The following is a 22,033-nucleotide window of genomic DNA, read 5'->3' as shown; positions in this document are numbered from 1 at the left end:
CCAAAATTTAAGAAAAAAAACAATTAGAAGGCATTGATCAAAAAAACCGGAAGCGTTGGAGCGCCCCCGGCAGATACAGGATCAATAGCTGGCCGTATGCGATTACTAACCAATTGATTATTCAACCTATATGATGTAAAAGTATGAATTTTAATTTTTACTATGAATGTTTTTACCGGCTGCGCAAGCCGGTATTTAAAACACTCCTGATTATGAAACTAACCACTGTTATTTTACTGGTATGCAGTATGCACGTAAGCGCAATCTCGTATTCGCAAACTGTTACCCTGTCAGAAAAAAATGTTTCATTGCAGAAGATATTCCAGCAAATTAACAAGCAGGTTAATTACAGTTTTTTATATACTGACGAGTTGCTTCAAAAAACAAAAAAGATTTCTATTGAAGTTAAAGATGTGCCCTTAGAAACCGTATTGAAAGAATGTTTTGCAGGCCAGCCTTTTACCTACCAGATTTTTGACAAAACCATTATTTTAAAACCAAAGGCCGACCTGATGGATAATGCCCCGCCGGTGCCCCCTGTAACCATTACGGGTAAAATTACCGACGAAACCGGCCAGCCCCTACCAGGTGTAAGCGTTAAACTAAAAGGGACAAATGCCGTAGCTGTTAGCGATGGAAATGGTTCATATAACCTGCACGTTCCTGATGACAATGTTCAAAACGGGGTGTTAATATTTAGTTTTATTGGTTTTAGAACACAGGAGGTTACCTTAGGCACCAGCCTTGTGGTAGATGTTAAATTAATACCCGAATCACGGTCATTAAGCGAAGTTGTGGTAATTGGCTACGGTACGCAAAAACGGGGCGATGTATCAAGCGCTATAGCATCGGTTAACGTAGAGAAAATGGACAAGGTACCCGCGGCTAACCTGAGCACCGCTTTACAGGGACAGGCACCTGGCCTGGTTGTGCGGCCAAGCTCTTATCGCCCGGGAGCGGGCTCCGCTATACGTATCAGGGGCAACCGTTCATTAAATGCCACCAACGACCCTTTGTTTGTTGTTGATGGTGTTCCGGTATCATATAGTATTGATGACATTAATCCCCTGGATATCGAATCGGTAGATATATTGAAGGATGCTTCGGCTACAGCCATTTATGGTTCAAGAGGTGCTAACGGGGTTATACAAATTACCACAAAAAAAGGAAAGGCAGGTAAGGTAACCGTTAACTATAGCGGCAGCACATCGTTTGATAATATATTGAGAAAATTAAACGTATTTGACGGACCTGATTATGCACAGTTTAAAAGGGATGCTTATGTAGGGGGCAAATCATACAATTCCGGATTAAGCACCACAAGCAGCAGCCAGCGCTATTTCCCCGATCCGGCATCAGACTATAAACTTTTTGGTGCAGACCCTAATGTGTTAAATAAAGTTATGGCCGGATACTCCTTTACCAAATACGACCCCACAAATGGAATTTTTGATGTAGCCACACGGCCTACTACAGATGCCGAAAAAGCTTTACTTTCAAGCCTGGGATACCCGGTACTTGATAATGTAGCTATTTACGATGCTTCCAAAGTTCCTACTTTTGACTGGCAAAGCAAGGCCTTAAGAACAGGGTCAACGCAAAACCACAATTTTTCTATAGCAGGTGGTTCCGAAAAATTCAGCAATGCTTTTTCCTTAGGTTATCTAAAACAAAATGGCATAATACCCGGGCAGGACTACAGGCGGTACAGCATATCAAACAGCGCCACTTTCAGGCCGGTAAGCTATTTTTCGGCAGGTAGTAATATCACTTACGCCAATGCCATACAAAACACTGGGTCTGATATCTACAGCGCAGCATCGGGGCAACTACCTTTGGCCGAGCCCTATGACAGTAGCGGTAATTTTGTACTGTTCCCGGGCAACGACAGTAATATTATTAATCCCCTTAATGATGTTACCAATATCATTAATGAAAACCGCGTAAGCCATTTGCTGGCCAACGTGTATGTACAAGCTAATATTTATAAGGGATTGACACTAAAAAGCACTTTTGGCGCCGACGTATCCAGCGCCAGGAATGGCACATTTAATGGTTCAATTTCATCGTCGCGGGCGGGCGGCGCGGCAAACGCCTCATTCAACACAAGTTCAAACCTGACCTGGACACTGCAAAACCAATTGTCATACAGTACCACCATTGGCAAAAAGCATGACCTCAGTGTAACCGCAGTACAGGAGTTATTGAAAGACCGGAGAGACTCCACCAACGCTTCGGCCGCCGGCCTTAATTATGAATCGCAAAGGTGGTACTCCTTACAAAATAATGCCACAGGGGTGGTAACCTATAAAGGAGGCTATTCACAATATCAGTTAGCATCGTTTTTGGGGAGGGTAATTTACGCGTACAATAGCAGGTATATTTTAACCCTGGCAGAAAGATATGACGGCTCTTCTGTGTTATCCGAACAACATAAGGGTAAAGCCTTTCCGTCAGGATCCGTGGCATGGCGTATTGACCAGGAAAACTTCATGAGAGCAGTAAACTTTGTTGATCAGCTAAAGTTACGCGGTGGTATAGGTTCTGTGGGTAACTCCGGTATCAGGCCATATTTAACCAACGGTACTTTAAACCTATCCTACTATAATTTTGGTGTAAGCCCGGCCCAGGGTTACGCACCTAATGGTTTACCACTCCCTGACTTAACCTGGGAAAAAACCGTAACCAAAAATATAGGCCTGGATTATGGCTTATTTAAGGGCAGAATTTCGGGTTCAATTGATGTTTATGAATCTAACTCAAATGAAATTCAGCCTCAGAAATTACCTGATGCATCCGGTTATAGTAATATTACGGTTAACCTGGGCAAAGTACGGAACCGTGGTATTGAAGTGGCATTATCAACTGTCAATATTAACCAGGGCGGGTTTAAATGGACAACCGATTTTGTATTCTCCAAAAATAACGAGGCTATCACATCGCTGGATGGCTCGGGTAATAACAATGTTTCGAGCCAGTGGTTCATAGGTGCACCCATCAGGTCATATTATGATTATAAAAAACAGGGCATATTCCAGAACAGCGATGCATTGCCTGGCGGAATTTTGTATGACTATTTCTGGAAAAAAGCCGGTAACAAGGCCAATACCGCCTTACAGCCGGGCCGCATCCGCGTACAGGATTTGAATGGTGATACTACCATTACCGAAGCTGATAAAACACTTTTGGGTTCGCCAAATCCACAGTGGACCGGCAGCATCAATAGTACCCTTAGCTATAAAGGTTTTGAATTGTCGGCTTTTGTGTATATCAGTCATGGCGGATTGGTGCGCGACCCACGCCCTTCGCTTGTTGGCCGTTATCAGTCGATAAAATTAAACTATTGGACGCCAACCAACCCTTCCAATGATTATCCACAGCCCAACCTTACCAGCGACATACCGCTTTACTGGCAGGCCAACGGGTTCAGGGACGGATCATTTATACGGGTGCGGAGTATTTTGCTTTCATACCAGCTACCGGCCTCGTTACTTAATAAAATAAAGATGCGTAGCTTATCATTTTCTGTTAACGCGGTTAACCCCTTCTTGTTTAGCAAATACAAAACCTACGATCCTGAAACAATGCCTTATTCAAGTTCCTATCCGTCAAGCAGCACCAATAACCCTGGCCCTACATCATACAGCTACAGAAGTTTGGTATTCGGGATAAAAGCGGGCTTGTAAACAATTGGTTATAATTAATAAGATAATAAAATGAAAAAATATATCATTCCGGTTATTTTACTCATGATAGGTTTAGATATCGCATCATGCAAAAAATACCTTAAAGAAGATCTGGTAAGCACCCTTACGCAGGAGTATTATAACACCGATCAGGGGTTAGAGGATTTGGTACGATCTGCCTATACCCCGCTCCGCAACAAATTTGAAGGTGAGCAGGCATATGCATTATACAACTTTGGTACCGATGAATTTATTGAGGGCGATCAGTTTAACTATGAATACTATAACAGTTATGCAGCAAGCCTTAACCCTGCCGAAGGTTTATTAAATGGCTTATGGGTAAATAACTACCAGGGTATTGGCCGTTGTAATCTGGGTATACAGCAGCTGCCGCTTTTTAAAAGTACAACATCAAAAAATTTGGGCACGCCGGCGCAGGTTACCCAGCGCATAGCCGAACTGAGGTTTCTGAGGGGGTATTATTATTTTCAGCTGGTGCAGCAGTTTGCAGGTGTGCCACTGGTATTGCAGCCAATTACCGGTAAACAAACTGATTTCGCGCGTGCATCTGCTGCCGATGTATATAAACAAATTATTAATGATCTTCGTTTCGCTGCGGCTAATCTTACACCAACTATAACAGACCAGGGCAGGGCTACCCAGGGTGCAGCGCAGCATTTTTTGGCCAAAGTATATTTAACCCGCGGCAGCGCGGTTACCGATACCAGGGGTCAAAAGCCAACAGATATTGATAGCGCGGCTTATTATGCTACGCAGGTAATTAACAGTCCGTACTACATGCTTGAGAGCGATTATATGAATATCTGGAATGGTGTTTATCCTGCTGGTTACCCAAAGGTGACCACCCCGGCTATAGGGCAAAACGGCTCGGCCCCTTCCGGCGATATCAGCAGGTTTCAAACAGCACAGGCCAGCAAAGAGATCATTTTTGCAGCCCAGTTCATCAAAGATCTTACATTGGATGGCAGCACCGGTAACCGTACACATGAATACTACATTTGTCAGTATGATGTGGGCATACCCGGAATGGCGCGAAATGCCGATAACTTTAACGGCAGGCCCTTTCGCCGCTTAGGACCTTCTGATTACACCATAGATTTGTTCGACCGAAAAAACGATTCCCGTTTTTATAAAAGCTTCCGTACGGTATTTTACTCTAACACCAACACCGGTACACCTAAATTTACCTCGGCCGACGCTCCTAATCCATCATTGGTGGGCTCGTACAAGTTTGGTATCGGCGACACCGCCGCATTATTTATAGTAAATACCAAAAGCACGCCGTTAACCAAAGAACAATTAGCTAAATACAGGTATACCGTTTATGCCCGATATTATACTAATACACCCGGAGGGCCTATACAACAAGGCTTTAACAACAACAAGTACCTTACTTTAGTAAAAATGCTTGATCCGGTACGTGTAACGAGCGATTATAATGAAGAACGCGGAATACGCAACGGTATAGTTGCCCGGCTGGCCGAAACTTATCTGATTGCTGCCGAAGCGTACGGGCGCAAAGGCGACTATATAACCGCGCTGAACTATGTTAACAAGTTGCGGCAAAGGGCCGCATACCATGCAGGTGAATTCAGAAACCCACAAACTTACATGTTTGATGGCGGTACACCCGGCGATGTATCTGACACGTACCCGCAATTAATGGCCACCACCGATTTATTTATGACCAATGCGGCGAGTGAAAATTATCCGCCTACGGTAGTAGGTACGGCTGACCGATTTATTCATTTTATGCTAAATGAGCGCACCCGTGAACTATGCGGCGAGTTTTACCGATGGGAAGACCTTGTACGTACAGAAACCTTGTACGACAGAACGAAACTGTTTAACAAGGATGCCACAAGCATTATAGCCAGGGATAAGTTAAGGCCAATTCCTCAGATACAGATTGACGCTACTACTATAAATGGCCAGCCCATGTCGCCCAGCCAAAAAAGCGCCTACCAAAATCCGGGTTGGTAAGTAGTAACCACCTGACAACACCTCAACCAGGAATATACTGTTTGAGGTGTTGTGGTTTTCTTGCGATCACATCAAAAAAGCGTTTGAATCATTATTAAACTATAGCTTTACACGTAACATGTTCAAAAAGCCATTATACAAATGCCTTTTTGAATTTTGATTTTTAACTTATTATTACATCAACTGCATTATTTAATGAATCAATCTGATAATATATTAGGCAGCAACCAACATTTGCGGCGTATTTTAAATTGCGTTGTTATCACGCTTTTATTACAAACAATGTCGTTTGCATCATTTAGTCAAAATACCGTTTCAAAAAACAATGATGCAACCACCCCATTACATTTGCTTAAACCAGCTTATATAACCCCATACGGAGAAACAAAACAAGCTGATGTTAAAGCTGTTCTGGACAGGGTATATCATTACCTGGATGGTGTTACCCCCTACCAACTCATTGATAAGCCGAGCGGGCAGGCAATCAACAATTTCGACAAGGTAAACTCCAACAGTGTTTTTGCAGCCGCCGATTTCAGGCTAATAAGCTATGAATGGGGCGTAACTTACACCGGGATGCTGGAGGCAGGCGCAGCAACCGGGGATAATAAATTTACAGACTACACCGTAAACCGGTTGAGTTATATTGGTAACGCTGTTGCTGCCTTTAAAACCTACCTAAAAACCTCGCCACTGGCAGTAACACCCGTAAAGTCGGTAATCGCCCCCGAGGCGCTTGACGATGCCGGGTCAATGGCCGCAGCCATGATCAAAGCCGTAAAAACAGGGGCCGTAAAGCCGGATCTGCGGCCAATAATTGATAACTATATCGGCTATATCCTAACAAAACAATTTCGCCTGGCCGATGGTACACTGGCACGTAACCGCCCTCACCCAAATACATTATGGCTTGATGATCTGTATATGAGCCTTCCGGCCCTGGTACAAATGGGCGCACTTACCGGCGACAGAAAGTATTTTGATGAGGCGGTGAAGCAATACCAATTATTCAGCAAACGAATGTTTAACACCGAACGCGGATTATTTATGCATGGCTGGGTTCAGGATATGGATCCGCACCCACAGTTTCATTGGGCCAGGGCAAATGGTTGGGCTATTTTAACAACTATTGAATTACTTGATGCCCTGCCGCAGGATCATCCGGGACGAATGTTTTTAACAGAGATGCTAAAAAAACATGCGGCCGGCCTTGCACAGCGCCAGGATGCAACGGGTTTCTGGCACCAGCTGCTTGACCGGAACGATTCGTACCTCGAAACTTCGGCAACGGCAATTTATGCCTATTGCTTTGCAAGAGCTATCAATAAGGGATGGCTGGATGCCAAAGCTTACGGACCAGCGGCACTGCTTGCCTGGAACGCCGTGGGTACAAAAGTAAATGACAAAGGCCAGGTAGAAGGTACCTGCGTGGGTACAGGCATGGGGTTCGATCCTGCTTTTTATTACTACCGGCCGATAAATAACTACGCAGCACATGGTTACGGCCCGGTTTTGCTGGCAGGAGCCGAAATTTACCGCATGCTGCAAAACCACCCGTTTGTAATTAACGACAGTGCGGTACAGGTACCCAAATAAGCGTAGCCGGCCTTGCCGTACCTGGTTATTGAACGTTTTAAAAAAACAGCTATGAAAAATTTTAAAGTAATCATCCTGTTAATCATAGTAACTCATTTTAGTATGGCATGGCCCCTATATGCACAAAACATCAAAGCGTTTGAAGCCGATGTTTGTATATATGGCGGCACCTGTGCCGGTGTAATTGCGGCTTATACAGCAAAAAAAATGGGCAAAACAGTGGTATTGGTTGAGCCTGGGAATCATTTGGGCGGCATGACCTCGGGCGGCTTAGGCTATACGGATATCGGCAACAAATATGTGGTTACCGGCCTGGCCAGAGATTTTTACCGGAAAATTGGACAGCATTACGGAAAATTTGAGCAATGGATATTTGAGCCAAAGGTGGCCGAGGATATTTTTAACGAATACGCAAAAACAGCAGGTTTTACCGTGTTGATGGGAAACCGCCTTATCAAAGTAAATAAGAACGGTAACCTATTGACCGAAATGGTAGTTGAAAATTCATTGAAACCCACCGCCCATACCAATATTATCATTAAGGCAAAGGAGTTTATTGACTGCACCTACGAAGGCGATTTGATGGCCCGTTCGGGTGTTTCGTACACGGTTGGGCGGGAAGCAAACGGCCAGTATCATGAAACCATAAACGGCGTTGAAGTTATGGATGGCCACCAGTTTCCCGACGGCGTTGATCCGTATAAAGTACCAGGTGATCCTAAGAGCGGTTTATTATGGGGAATAGCTAACGCCAGCTTACAGGCAATGGGCTCCGGAGATAAAAAAGTGCAGGCTTATAACTTTCGTATTACCTTAACCAACGTGCCTGAAAATCGTATAGCCATTACAAGGCCGGAAAACTACGATCCTCAGAAATATGAATTGCTGCTTCGCCTAAAGGAAAAAGCGCCCTGGAAATCAATTAACGATGTGCTTATTATAAGCAAAATGCCTAATGGGAAGACCGACATTAATAATAAAGGCGGTTTTTCTACCGATATGATAGGCATGAACTGGAATTACCCCGAAGCTGATTATGAAACAAGATTAAAAATCCGGGAGGACCACGAAACCTATACAAAAGGCTTTCTATATTTCCTTGGAAACGATCCGCGGATACCGGCTAACATCCGTAATGAAATGAAACAATGGGGCTACCCAAAAGATGAATATACGGATAATGGAAACTGGACTCCCCAGCTTTATATCAGGGAAGCCCGCAGAATGATAGGACAAATGGTAATGACCCAACAATACTGCCAGGGTAAAGAGATTGCCAATGACGGTGTTGCAATGGCCGCCTATACAATGGACTCGCATAATTGCGACAGGCAAGTGGTAAATGGTATGGTAAAAAATGAAGGCAATGTTGAAGTTGGCGGTTTTGGCCCCTATCCGATTTCATACAGGGCCATTGTTCCAAAACCTGCGGAGGTTGCAAATATTTTAGTGCCGGTTTGCCTGTCGGCTTCGCATATCGCTTACGGTTCCATTCGTATGGAGCCGGTATTTATGGTATTGGGGCAGTCGGCCGCAGTTGCTGCCTGCCAGGCTATTGATAAAAAAATACCTGTACAGTTGGTTGATGTTAAAGCAGTGCAGAAACTATTGAAAAATAATCCGCTTGCAGATGGCAGCACACCAGAGGTTCTGGTTGATAACGACGATACCGCTCACGTTCAAATAACCGGAGATTGGAGTGTTGCACAATCGGGTGGTTATGGTCCAACCTATCTTATCGATACGTCTAAAACCGGCGCACTCAATTCGGTTAAGTTCAGGCCGGAGATTATTAAAAGCAGCAACTATAACGTGTACGTTTATTTTCCAAAAACTAAAAACGCATCAGCTAAAACCCATATCACTATTTTTAACGGGACAAACACGACCGAAAAGATCATTGACCAGACAACTATCCAGGTTGAAGGGCAAACATCGGGAGAGTGGGTTTCTTTAGGATCTTACTACCTATCAAAAAACAAACAGGCTTATGTACAAATCTCCAGCAAAAACGCCAACGGGACCACGGTTGCTGATGCCGTACTTTTTGTACCGTCCAGGTAATTGAAGTGGCGGTCCCGGCTTCACAATAGTAAAACCACTTGAAATGATGAAACAGGCTTAGCTTTATTTAAAGCTAAGCATAACATCCCCTCTATTGCTATGAGCTGCCTTAATCCATAATAAATGGTCCGTTTTATCGTAATACCAGCCAGCGATACTATTTAGTTCATCGGCACGGCTCACCGCTTTTAAATTCTCCTTATTTTCAGTTACTATCGATGGCTCCTTATCGCCACTCCAATGTATTTTAGCCAGGTAACCATGCGGTGCCGGGTTGTAACTGCCGGCAGGTTTTTTAATACGCAACTCCCAGCCGCCCGTAACATTTGCTACGGTAATTTGAGTGATCGCTTTTTCGCCTTGCTGATATTTCAGGCTGATACCATCATCTTCATACAGTGTAAATTCGGATTCCTGGTGCGGAAAAATATCCAGCGTAATCACATCCACCGGTTTTTCATCCATATATTTCATAGCCGGTTGCATAGGGATAATACTGCCTGCTTTTACAAATAGCGGCAACTGGTAGGCGGGTGTTAATATGTGGATATATTGTTTTCCGTCATATTTTTTACCCGTCCAATAGTTAAACCAAACACCGGCTGGTAAATACACCGTACGGGTTTGAGCTCCCTTTACCGTTACGGGGCAAACCATCATGTTATCACCAAATAAGTATTGATCGGCTATATTATACGTATTCGGATCATCCTGGTACTCCAGTACAAGGGCACGCATCAGCGGCATACCTGTTTGGTATTGTTTATAGGCATTGCTATAAATATAAGGGATCAGCCGATAGCGCAAATCATCATATTTTTTAAAGTTGGCCAAAGCTTCTGCCCCATAATTCCATGGCTCTTTATAACCCGGGTGATCCATGCCGAATACAATAGCAACCGGACTAAACATACCAAACTGCACCCAACGCATATATAATTCAGGATCGGCAGCATGCTCAAAACCGCCCATGCAATGCGCCCAATACCCTACGCCCGACAAGCCAATATTTAACCCGGCTTTAATAACCGGTGCAAAATACTGCCATTCGCTTGGCCAGTCGCCGGCAAAGATGTATGGATAACGCTGGATGCCCGAGTATCCCTCACGGGTCTGGTTCAAACCGCGAATGCCATTATATTCCTGGAACTTTAAATATGGGGCTTTGGCATAAGCTATAGGGAAAACATTATGCAATTGCGCAACCTCTTTACCGGTAGGCCCCACCTTTTCACTTTCATTTGCCAATGAACCAAAGGCGCTACCTTCATCGGTTTTCAGGAATTTTGCGCCTATGGAAGCTACTTTCATTACCCCGTTATCCCACCACCAGTTGGTAGCCTGCTGATCAAAAAAGTTCACAAACTCGCCCGGCTTCCCATTTTCGGGGTAGGTAAAACCTTTGGCCTGCGCCTGGTCGAGCAGATTGAGGTTTTTGGCATTATCAAACCGCGGGCGAATGTGCAAGCCTACCATTTTGAAGTTCATGGCGTACAGGCTATCGAACATGGCTTTGGGGTCTTTAAATGTTTCGCGCCATTCAAAGGTTGTAGCGCCCTTGCCGCCGTTTTTACCAAACAACCGCCAGGTAGAATCCAGGAACAAAATATCAACCGGGATCCCCATTTCGCGCATCTTGCGTGCAAGCTCAATCACATATTTATCAGATGTAAGTTCCTCATGTCCCCAGGTGCCGCCGCTATAAGTGCCCATATGCAATCCAAGGGCAAAGCGCGGCAATAAAGGTGATTTGCCGGTTATTGACAGGTAGCTGTTTAATATGACCGGGAAAGCCGGGCCATAAATAAAGTAATAGTCCAGTTCACCATCACTGGCTTTAAAACTGTATTCATCATCCCTTTTGCTGCCCATGTCCCATGCTGTGCCCGATGAATTATGCAGATAGATACCATAGCCGCGGGTGCTCATAAAAAACGGCACCGGGCAATAGTTTGCTTCGTTGATGTTATAAGCGCCCAGCAAATTATCTTTGTTTTTGCCCCGGCCCACATTTAATTTTACCAGTTTGTTACGCTGATCTGTAAAATCCATACGCTCACCAAAACCGAAAAAGTGTTCATTGGGCATCAATTGTTTGGTACACATCACCGTATCGCCCATATGATGCATACCACCACTTTTTGGTACATATTCAGATGATAACATTACGCCTTTAGCATCGGATACATTGATAATAAAAGGCGATTTAATAACCGTAATAATTAACGCAGATGTTTGAATAACGTAAGCCGATTTTGCATCAGTTATCTTATAATTTACTGCAGGCCAGTTATAGTTTTCCTGCATTAAATGCTCATCAGCCAAAAAATTACGGCTCCAGCTTGCCCTTACCCTAAACATGGACGGTGAACAAAACTCAATTTGAACATCGCCATTAACATTTTTAAAATACAGCGTATTGCCTTGCTTTTTATACCCCGACTTATTACTCCCAATACCCGTTTGCGCAAATGCGTTTACGGTGAACATTAAAATAAGCGCAAGAAGCAGCGTAACCTTCTTCATTATTTACTCAATTTATAAACTTCGCTGCCTGCCAGCAGAAAACAGCCCAAACCATAGTCTTCAAAATCAGGCACGCTGTTATAAGTTACCGGCTGCCCGTCTTTAGGTTGCTTGCCGGTTCCCTGCACAAAACCCAGCATACCATCTGTATGTAAACTCTCGGCCGACATGGCATTCCAGGCTTTGGTTACTATAGGTAAATAGGTTTTCTTTTTGAGGATGCCATGGTTGATGCCCCAGGCCATACTATAAGCAAACAGTGCTGTACCTGTTAATTCCTTGCCGCCAAAATTGGTAGAGTCTTTTAAGCTCACATTCCAGTAACCATCCGCACGTTGCAGCGGTACCAGGGCTTCAATCATTTCTTTATAAACATTTAAATATTCATCGCGATGCGGGGCTTTTTTGGGCATTACCTCTAAAACACGTAACATGGCCGCCAATACCCAGCCATTACCGCGCGACCAGTAACAATCGGCGCCATTGGGCTCTTTGTAAGGGGTTACAAAATCCTTATCCCGCCACCAAAGATGATCGGCAGTATTGTACAAGCCCTTGCCGCCATGCACTGTTTTGGTATAGTTATAAATGGCGAACATCTTTTCATAATACTTATCGTCCTGGTAAACCGCGCCAAGCCTGGCATATACCGGCATGGCCATTTGCAGCGCATCAACCCAACTCCAGTCATCCTGTTTTTCGCTATTGACCATCAGGTCGATACTTTGCTTTATTTTCTCTATACGTTCCGGCTTTTTATCTACCAGGTACAGGTCTATATATGTCTGGCCGCAGCATTGGTTATCGGCGTTCCGGGTATCAACGGCACCACGCGGCGCCCATTGGTGTTTTTCGCCCCAGTCAACCGCGTAATCATAATATTTTTTTTGCGGATCAATTTTGTACATCCCCATCAAACCCTCGTAATAAACCGCTCTTGTCCACAGGTTACTGGTTCGGTTAACACCTTTTACAGTAACAGAAGCACCTGCATCCGGCCATTTTTGCATAAAATAGTTGTTAGCCAAAGTCATATCGGCCAATATTTTACTTTTTGATGGCAGCTGGGCATGCACAGCGCCCACCGTAACTATGATTGCACCCGCGCACAGTATCATTTTCAGTTTTGCAAATAGTTTGTTCATATTGTAGGTTTTGATGTATTTCTATTCAGTTAATTCACAGGTTATTATCTCCGGCTTTTTTTAAGGCATTTTTTTAAGTCCTTCCCATCTTACGTTCCATTTTCCATCTTTTGGAAAACCCGGATTAGCGATGGTTGAACCATCCCAGCCGGCACACATCATGGCTACAGCAGCCAGCAATCCGCCGTTGCCTGGCAGGTAGAGGCGTAAACGCCCATCCTGGTAATTGTGACCGTTGGGCAGGTAAGTATTGGTTTTTATGGGCATAAATAAGGCCTCAATGGCTTTTTCGGGCATATTTAAGCGGGCAGCGGTCATGGCTGTCATCGGGAAATCCCAGCCCCAGGTATCTTTCCAGTCCCATACATTCCATACCAGGTCAAAAGTTTTCTTCATTACCAGGGTATCCAGCTTATTGTTATAAGGCAGCATACCATAGGCCGCCAATACCGCCGGATGATCTGTTTTCAATTTCGGATTAGTATAAGCATCGGGCGAACTTTCGGCAGCAAGGTAAACGCCATCCTTTTGGGGTAACTCTGCCAGTTTCTTCAGGATGAGCGCATATTTTTTATCGGGTTGTATGCCCAACCGTTTACGCCATTCCTGGGCAGTTGTGAGCGCCCAGCGCCAGTATTGCAGTTCATAAGTTGGGTTAAACGTTTCTTCGGGTTTATAGCGTTCCTGTGCCAGTATAATGCCCTTGCCTAAATTATAACGGTCAAGCTCTTTATCGTAAGTGGGGAACGAGGCCATAAAATCGGCATCGGCTAATACCAGGTCTTTGTATTTATTTAGGGTTTGCTTATTGGGATGTGCACGAAAATCCAGCTCGGCAAAATAAATAAAATGCGGCTGCTGCCAGATCAGGAACGCGCCTACCGATGACGGGCTTTCATTACCATCAGGATCAGTCATTTTTTGCCAGCGAACGCCATCGTAACCCTGCCGCTTAGCTATAGCACGTGCGTTAGCTTTAACATGATGATACCAGGTCATGCTGTTTTCCAACAGCTGCTCCCGTCCCCACAGCGCAAAGTGAATACTATGCCACCAGTGCATTTCAAGGTGGGGTTTACCATACCAACTATTATAGGTGAGCCCGGTTTCCTGCGGCGGTTGATGGCCCGAGCATTGTATTTTGGTAAGGTATTGGGATAGCACCACCCGCCGTTCCAGTTCATTGGCCCGTGGGTCTGTACTGCCGCTAAAATCAACCGCGCCGCCGCTTTGCCAAAAAGCCTTCCATTGCTGTATGTTGTTTGCCTGCGTTTGGGTAAAGCCCGGTAAAACCGCCGCGGTTTTGCGTGGGGTAAACAAACAGGTAAATGTTAACAGATTTGTTTTGCCCTGCGGGGATAACACAAACTGATGAACGGCGGTATTTTTAACGGATGCAGATCCCTGCCAATCCAGGCGCACAAAATATTGGTTAGTATCTAAACGATGAATAATGGTAGCCTGCTTCCGACCGGATGAAATGATAGCTGAAGAATGTTTTTCCGGGTTTTTCCAGTTATCGCCATAATCAGTAAATTGATTGGTAGGAAACGGAAAACGCAACCTTACTTTCAGCCTGCCCTGGCTCAATAATTTAGATTGCACTTTTACTGCCACCAAATCCTGTCCCTGGTGGGCATAGGTTTGCACACTTACCGCTTCACCGTCAAAAGTAAATGAGCTGTTGATGGCGCCCTTCCAAAGATCGAGTTCCTGGCGAATGTTTTGAATCTCGCTTATGTTTGCCTCAGTCCCATTCTTATGCAATAATATAAAACCAAGATTGCCCAGTTGTAAGCGATGCACATTTTCGCGGAACCAGTTGGCTGCATCCCTACTGCGCCCGGGCTGGTTCCACTGCACCGCGTACGTAACTTTACGGCCGTTGAGTGTATAGGTTTTTAATGTTTCATCAAACTTATAACCCATGGTATCTTTGAAGCTATGCCAGCCCCATTCTGATTGTGTACCCAGCGGAATGCCTTTATCATAATGTTTGGGAAAGGTTTGCAAACCGGTAGCATCAACCGTAAAAGCAAAACGCCCATTACCAACCGACAGGGATGATAAGGTGTCTGTACCCTTATTGATCACATTATGCCTTTGCACCAATGCCTTGCGGTCTATTAAGATTTGCGCCTTTATAATAATCGGCCAGGCACAGGTAAAAATTGCAAAATATACAGGCAGTAGTTTCTTCATCGTCCGGTTGTTATGATTCTATTTTAAATATAAAAGGCGAAGCCGTCATGTATTTACCCCCTTGCGATGTGGTGAACATATATGTTGGTTTACCATTTTGAAACAATAGCTGCGGCCGTTCAAAGCGGCCGTATTTGTTTAAATATTTTGGAGGTGGCGGCTGATTGATATGATAATATTCGGCATTAAAATAGCCTATTTCAGGTTCCTTCCACTTCTTACCGGTTTTTGACTCCATATACAAACCATACTGGTGATTAAACACGCCCATATCCCTGGCCAGCATTTTAAAGCGACCCTTATCCAGCCAAACAAAGGCATCCTCCAATTGGGCGTTATTGCCTCGAGCCGAAAAATCTATTACCGGATTTGCTTCATATTTTACATAAGGCCCTTCCAGCTTATCGGAAATGGCCAGGCCGTATTTGCGGTTCCCCTTTACCAGCGGATCGGTTGAGGTTTCATATTCTTTGGTGTTCCACGATTTATAGAATAACCAGTATTGCCCGTTGGGATGTTTAATAAATGCAGGGTTGGTGGTACAATGATCATCCCATGCCCCCGTCGCCCCCGGCAATAATAAAGGTTCGTCCGGGCGTGTCCAGGGGCCATCGGGCGAATCGGCAGTAGCCAGCCCGATACGCTTGGTATTGGTTTTGCCATTGGAGTTACCCATAAAAAACAGGCAATATTTGCCATCCACTATTTTGATTGATGGATTATGGCAGGTGGTTGCATCCCAATACCCCGGGCCGCGCGGGGCAAGGATGGTTCCCGTAAATTTAAATTCGCTTTCGGGTGTGTCGGCTACAGCATGGCATATTTCGGAACCATTGATCCATCCACCCATTTTTTTTGTTGCCGTCCACCTGGAAAAAAACACATGAATTCTGCCGTCCGGCCCTTCAATGGGGCTGTTGCACCAAACGTAATAGCCCTCCATTTCCAGCGCACGACCAACCGGTTTCAGTTTTTTGGCAAAAGAAGAAACATGGCCTTCCGGTGCGCCAAATGCCAGGCCCGGCAATAATGCCATCGCCGAAGCTAAGCCTAAGTGCCCAATAAAATCCCTTCTTTTCATCGCTTAAATCCCACTTTACGAGCGCTGTTACTTTAAATACTTATTAAGGGCCAGTGTATTAAATGACCTTATCCCCTGGATCACAATTTTTGCATTTAACTGAGCGCCCGGCTCAAACGTGTGGGTGGCATCGGTACCAAAATAGGTAGCCTTCACTCTTGCCTCGCCCTCTGCCTCATAATCATCAGCTATCATTTTATTCAAATCGACAAAATAAGTACCGGTTTCCTCGCCTAATTCCCTGGCCCATTGGCCGTAGCTATCCTGGTTCCTGCGGCCGGCAAACTTGCCCTCCTTCCAAAAATTGCGTGGTATTGGCGAACAAATAATTGGCGTTGCGCCCCTGGCCTTTATATCGGCAATGTATTTACGCATGTACCAGCCATAAGTATGTACCACCTCCTGTACTTTCCTAATCGGGTTGTATATTTCCTGCTGTTCGTTACCAATACCTTTAATGGTTCCACGTGCCCGTGCAGTATCATCCAGTGCACCGGCATCGTTATGGCCAAATTGCATAATTACAAAGTCGCCGGGCTTTACTTTCGCCAGTACTTTATCCCATAACCCCAGCGTTTGAAAAGTGCGGCTGCTGGTTCCGCCCAGGGCATCGTTTTCAACTGATATCCGGGTTGTATCAAAATATTGAGCTATAAAGTCGCCCCAGCCCCACAAACCACCATCACCCCTGCCTTTACCATTTTTAACCGTTGAATCGCCGATCACATAAAATGTTGGCTTATCAGCTGGTTTTATCAGCATAAAAGACGATAGCAATATCATGCCTATCAGCATTAAGCTTAAACCTGCATTTTTACACATAATTTTTTTCATAATAGCTTATCAATTAATTTTTTAGATATTTATTTAAAGGATTCTTCGGATTGGCCCGGATGCCTTCGGCAACAGATTCGGCATTTACCGTTGCGCCTGCTTTATTGGTATGGGTATGATCGCCGGGAAAGAATTTTTTTACCGAATCGGCGCCCCATTGGTCATATTTATCAGCGGTAAGCCGGTTCATATCAATGAAAATAGCCCCTTCCTGCTGCGCTACCTCCCGTGCCCATTTGCCATAATCATTATCAGCACGAATCACTTTACCATCACGAAACTCATTACGCGGAATCATCGACAAGACCATTGGCGTAGCGCCTTTAGCTTTGGTTTCCCTTATAAATTTGCGAAAATACCAGCCGTAGGTGTGTACTGTTTCTTTTATCCCATTTGGCCAGGTAAGCTCTACTGTTTCCTCGCCTGTACCTTTTAATACGCCGCGATATCCTTTTTTTGTAGTATCGGGTTGGCTGCCTTCATTATGGCCAAATACCATCATCACATAATCGCCGGGTTTTAACAGGGAATCTACCTTGTTCCACCTGCCCTCTTTTATAAAAGTACGTGTGCTGCGGCCGGCCATTGCATGGTTCTCGATATTGATCTTCGACAGGTTAAAATAGTTTGGAATGATACTGCCCCAACCCCACGTTTCCTTATCGCTGTTGTGGGTTGTAGAGTCCCCGATGAGGTACAATGTTGGTTTTTGCTGATTAACAAACGCCAGGCCTGCGAAAGCTATCATTAACAAGATAAAAAGGGATTTTAATGCTTTTACCATGATATAACTATTTAATTTGCAAATATTTAACCGGCCTAAGGGTAACCGGCCCAACCAAACCAGATGGCTTTGGCTGCCAGTTTATTGCGGTAAAAAGCCCATCCTGGCCTTTGGACCCGGAGCTATGTGACTGAAAATTAGTATTATAGAAGATCCTGTAGGGGATATTCTTTTTATCCATATCTATAATGCGGTTCACCATCAGGTTGGCTACTTTTACCTGTAACTGATTGATCAACCTTAACTGTCCTGAAGAAATGGTAATTATATATGGCGCACCTATCAGCGTTGCCAACTTTTTGCCGTTAAGGTAAACTTCGGCACTTTCATGTACCTTACCTAAATCCAGCTGCCAGGCTACCGCATTTTGTGCAGGTTTTTTGAATGTGATTGAATAACTCCCTGTTCCCGAAAACGCCTTAAATTCATCCCCCCCTAAAGCCGTCCATGATTTAAGGTCACCGGTTTTTACTGGTCGCGGCAAGGTTGGGCCGCCCTGGGTAAATGTGAGCGCCCATATGCCATTTACATTTACCGGTTTACCGGCAAGCTGGTAATATTTATAATTTGCGATATTAACTTTTGAAGGTAACATTTGCAAAATGCAGCTTTGCCCGGGCTGTAGTTGCAGGTAAACACCGGTTTGGCCTTTGCCTTGTTTCCGGTTGCTGGCCAGGCCGTAACTTTTGGTCATCGGATCAAATACCACTACCGACGCTGCACTAACTGATAACCTTACCCAGCCATCAATCGCTTTATCGCTATTATTGGCGATAAAATAGCTGTTGCCGTTTTTGTAGGTTCTGCGTACAAATTGAAGTCCATCATCGGTCATACTTTCCCTGTTAATTCCCGCGGCATCCAGCAAAGGGGGGATATCATCGGCAATTAAAAACCTGCCTTTGCCTATCGTAGCTATTTTAACACCATTGGCCCCCGGGGTAAAGTTTAACCCGGTCAGTAAATCCTTAAATGCTTTTTCCCGCTCATTTAAACGGGCATATCCAGGCACATCTGATGGCAGGTTCTTATACACTACCACTGTTGCTCCTGCCTTTGCCAGATCTATTATTTTATGGAATGTTTCCAGCGGGATATACCTGCAATCGGGCAGCAAAATGGTTTTGTAACTGATTCCACCAGTGGCTATGAGAGCGCCGGTGGCTTGCAGCGCCATTATCTGTTTATCTGATATAAAATCAAAAGTATAACCCTTTTTCAGCATCTCCTGGGTTGAGTTTTCAAAACCGGTACCGCTAAAATCGGGTTTCATGGCATCATAATGCTTAAGCAACCCTTTTTCGCCTGGCTCCGAAAAACTATCAAACAAGGGATAATAAACCAGCACATCATTATCAGGCTTGCCCTGTTGCAAAAACGACTGGCAATTGGTTATGTATTGGTTAAGGGTCGAAAAGTCGTTCCAGAACGGATTGGTCTGGTTAAAATGTACTTCGGCATAAAACAACCAACCCGGCCAGGGGGCATCCTTTGGTGAATAGCTGATACCATGATAAAAAATATGGTTAACACCGCCTACAAAATATTTATCAATAGCCTGTTTAATATCGCCTAATGACGACAAAAAATGATCATTAAGCCAGGTTGCCGACTCGGATGAAGCCAGCGGTTTACCTGTAACGTGTGCCGCCGAGGTAGCAAACTTGAATCGCAAAATATCATTCCCCTCGGTTTCAGGAATATCAATAGCTGCGTACAGATCCAGTATGTTGGATGGCGAACCGTGCGATTGATTACGGATTAAAGCGCCTTTTGATTTACCCCATTCGTGCCAGGGTTTGGTAAAATTATCAAGCAACAAATCGGATATGGTTTCACGGTAATCGCACAATATCCTGTTATCGTTCTCTTTGTCGCCACTGCCGAATAAGGCCGGTAAATGATCCCGAAGATCGTAGCCACAGCGCTTAATAAACTCGTCAAAAAACTGTGGGGTAAAATTTGATTGCCCGCGGGCGTCGTCAACCTCGTACGAGTCGTTAAAAAACGCGCGGATAGCACTTACATCCTGGCCTTTGAATGCCTGGTTAAACTTATCCAGGTAATGATCAAGCGCCGGTTTCGAAAAATGGTCAATCACATAGCCCTCGCCACCCGGGGCGGCCCGCTCCACCATTTTACCGTGCCAACCCATAAAAAGCGCATATAGCTTCCAGTTACCGGCGGGTGCGGTCCAGTTAAGTTTGCCATCGGCCTCAACTTTATCGGTCAGGTTAAGGGCCTGTCCTTTGCCATCATAGGCCATTAAAACGGTGAGTGGTATGCGTTTTTCAAACCGCACCTGGTCAAGCGCCATCAATTGCAGGTTTTTATTAGCGCTGATGGGCTCAACCAGGTCGGTGATCTTTGGCGCCTGGCCGTCTGCGCGTACCAGGGGTTGTTGTACAAACACCACAGGTTCATTTAATTTATCCCCGCCCTTCAGGTCATAATTTTTCCAGAAGAGTTCCTTACTCGCATCCCGATCTGTTACCCAGGGGCCTCCAAAGGGCCAGCCTGTGGCGTTAGCCAGGTCAATACCCATATCCAAACGTTCAGCCTCCTGCAGTGTATATTTCAGCATATCAACCCATTGGGGCGACAAATACGGTATAAACTCACGCTCGTGTCCTTTAACGCCGTAAATGGGTGTTATTTCCATTCCGCCTAAACCGGCGTCATGGTAGCTTTGCATATTCCAGGCCAGGTCCTTTTTATTTACAGCGCTGCCTTGCCACCACCAGCGGGCCCAGGGTTTGGTTTGCCTGGTAATAACAGGCCACGTTACCTGGGCTGTTGCCTCCTCGGCACTTATTAAAAGCACTAAAACGGCAGCTATTTTGAAGTTTTTGTTGAATACCGACATGTAGATTTTTTATTTGTGTTTGGCAATTTCAACCGCATAAACGCCCTCATGACCTTCAAAATTGGCCCGGAAGATAACCCATTTTTCATCGGGCGAAAAATGCACATTAGGTTCCAGGTGATAGTTGTGATTTTTCATATTAACCAGTTTCTCCGATTTAAAACGATCTCCATTGGGTTTAAAAAGGTAAATCCACATGCCATCGGGCGCTTTGGCTACCTGCCCGGCATTACCGCCATCACCTGCAAATGTTTGCTCATCCCTGGTAACGTTGAAATGGATTGACCATTCGTTACGGTCCATCTGGTAAACGCGGTCTTCCTTACCCGTATTCATGTTGATGCCCGCCAGGAAAAATGTTTGCCCTTTAGGTTTTTGCAGATCAAACCACTCGGTATTACCAAGCGGCGAAAAAAACTCATGCCCTGCAATTTCATTTACCATGGTACGCTTATGCAATAGTTTATTTTCGCCGGTTTTTATATTGATGTTCCAAATCCTGTCTACCTTCTCCCATGGCCCTTCATGACAGTACGACAAATTATCGGGATCTGTGGGCGAGAAAAGCAGGTGATTAGTCCATTCGTTCTCCTGGTGTATTTGTTTTAATAATTTGTGCTTAACATCAAGCACATATAGCGTACGCTGGATATGCGCATCATAAATCCGGTTAAAAAAATCATGTTTTTCGGGATATTTGGCCAGTATCTCACGCTCCTGCTCACCGGTGGCTTGAACACAGGCCATAAAAGTTCCATCGGCATTTACGGTTCCTACCCTGCCTTTAAAGTCTGGGGCAAAAGCATAAATAAACCCGGTTTTATGAGTATTTACATTTACGGCAAATATACTGTCGCCGCTTTGGTAAAATGCCTCACGGGTTTTAGCGCAAACCATCTCGCCCGATACCTTTTCGCGGCTGGTTAACTGGTCGGTCTTTAACGTTTTCAGGTTGACGGTAAACAGTTGCTGACCCTTATCCGTTTTGCCGTAAAACACCATCAAATCACCTTCGTTCTTTTCCTGGAGAACAAAGGGATTATTGTTAAAATAAAAACTCCCGTTATCATTTTCGCGGTTTACCAGCCGAACAACCTTATGCCCGGTTTCTTTATCAATCCATTGGGCCGGCATGGGTTTTACGCCCCCTGTTTCTATTAAATCCTGGGCTTTTAGGGTAAAAAAGCTTACCTGTAAAAGGGCAAAAGTCATCAAAGCCAGTTTTTTGCTTATCATCATTATTAA

12 protein-coding genes are annotated in these 22,033 nt (G+C 44.8%); 4 read left to right on the top strand and 8 right to left on the bottom strand.

Translation table 11 applies throughout. The features are described 5' to 3' along the window. Positions 1 to 143 precede the first annotated feature (143 nt). The 4 genes from BMX56_RS12195 to BMX56_RS12180 all read left to right on the top strand — a co-directional run bounded on the left by BMX56_RS12195 (position 144) and on the right by BMX56_RS12180 (position 9,350). Positions 144 to 3,686, top strand: coding sequence for a TonB-dependent receptor (locus BMX56_RS12195; protein ID WP_090647233.1), 3,543 nt, complete (start codon positions 144 to 146; stop codon positions 3,684 to 3,686). A gap of 30 nt (positions 3,687 to 3,716) precedes the next feature. Then, the gene (locus BMX56_RS12190; protein WP_090647230.1) at positions 3,717 to 5,690 is read left to right on the top strand and encodes a RagB/SusD family nutrient uptake outer membrane protein; all 1,974 of its coding nucleotides are present in this window, start codon (positions 3,717 to 3,719) and stop codon (positions 5,688 to 5,690) included. A 282-nt stretch (positions 5,691 to 5,972) separates the two neighbouring features. Next, positions 5,973 to 7,286 (top strand): glycoside hydrolase family 88/105 protein, encoded by a 1,314-nt coding sequence (locus BMX56_RS12185; RefSeq protein WP_090648021.1) that lies wholly within the window; start codon positions 5,973 to 5,975, stop codon positions 7,284 to 7,286. Between the two features lie 51 nt (positions 7,287 to 7,337). Next, positions 7,338 to 9,350 carry an FAD-dependent oxidoreductase gene (locus BMX56_RS12180; RefSeq protein ID WP_090647226.1) on the top strand — a complete coding sequence of 671 codons (2,013 nt, stop codon included), beginning with the start codon at positions 7,338 to 7,340 and terminating at the stop codon, positions 9,348 to 9,350. A gap of 63 nt (positions 9,351 to 9,413) precedes the next feature. Here BMX56_RS12180 and BMX56_RS12175 read toward each other — a convergent pair whose 3' ends face one another. Genes BMX56_RS12175 through BMX56_RS12140 form a run of 8 tightly spaced genes read right to left on the bottom strand, consistent with a single transcriptional unit; the run spans position 9,414 to position 22,027 of the window. Next, positions 9,414 to 11,876, bottom strand: a complete 2,463-nt coding sequence (locus BMX56_RS12175; RefSeq protein WP_218152409.1) for a glycoside hydrolase family 31 protein — start codon at positions 11,874 to 11,876, stop codon at positions 9,414 to 9,416. Further along, a complete protein-coding gene (locus BMX56_RS12170; RefSeq protein WP_090647223.1) occupies positions 11,876 to 13,021 on the bottom strand; it encodes a glycoside hydrolase family 88/105 protein in 1,146 nt (381 codons plus the stop codon). The genes BMX56_RS12175 and BMX56_RS12170 overlap by 1 nt, the downstream gene beginning before the upstream one ends. Before the next feature lie 60 nt (positions 13,022 to 13,081). Then, positions 13,082 to 15,223, bottom strand: a complete 2,142-nt coding sequence (locus BMX56_RS12165; RefSeq protein ID WP_090647219.1) for a hypothetical protein — start codon at positions 15,221 to 15,223, stop codon at positions 13,082 to 13,084. A 10-nt stretch (positions 15,224 to 15,233) separates the two neighbouring features. After that, positions 15,234 to 16,304 carry a glycoside hydrolase family protein gene (locus BMX56_RS12160; protein ID WP_090647216.1) on the bottom strand — a complete coding sequence of 357 codons (1,071 nt, stop codon included), beginning with the start codon at positions 16,302 to 16,304 and terminating at the stop codon, positions 15,234 to 15,236. 27 nt (positions 16,305 to 16,331) lie between these two features. Next, positions 16,332 to 17,138 carry a rhamnogalacturonan acetylesterase gene (locus tag BMX56_RS12155; protein WP_090647212.1) on the bottom strand — a complete coding sequence of 269 codons (807 nt, stop codon included), beginning with the start codon at positions 17,136 to 17,138 and terminating at the stop codon, positions 16,332 to 16,334. Between the two features lie 13 nt (positions 17,139 to 17,151). Then, positions 17,152 to 17,922 carry a rhamnogalacturonan acetylesterase gene (locus BMX56_RS12150; RefSeq protein WP_090647208.1) on the bottom strand — a complete coding sequence of 257 codons (771 nt, stop codon included), beginning with the start codon at positions 17,920 to 17,922 and terminating at the stop codon, positions 17,152 to 17,154. 7 nt (positions 17,923 to 17,929) lie between these two features. Beyond that, positions 17,930 to 20,788 carry a glycosyl hydrolase gene (locus BMX56_RS12145; RefSeq protein WP_090647205.1) on the bottom strand — a complete coding sequence of 953 codons (2,859 nt, stop codon included), beginning with the start codon at positions 20,786 to 20,788 and terminating at the stop codon, positions 17,930 to 17,932. 9 nt (positions 20,789 to 20,797) lie between these two features. Continuing rightward, positions 20,798 to 22,027, bottom strand: a complete 1,230-nt coding sequence (locus BMX56_RS12140; protein ID WP_255369825.1) for an oligogalacturonate lyase family protein — start codon at positions 22,025 to 22,027, stop codon at positions 20,798 to 20,800. Between the last annotated feature and the right edge of the window lie 6 nt (positions 22,028 to 22,033).

The organism is Mucilaginibacter sp. OK283 (assembly GCF_900110415.1).
In the GTDB taxonomy this organism is placed as follows: Bacteria; Bacteroidota; Bacteroidia; order Sphingobacteriales; family Sphingobacteriaceae; genus Mucilaginibacter.
Note: the sequence above shows the minus strand (reverse complement) of the source record. Positions and strands in the feature narration are given on the sequence as shown.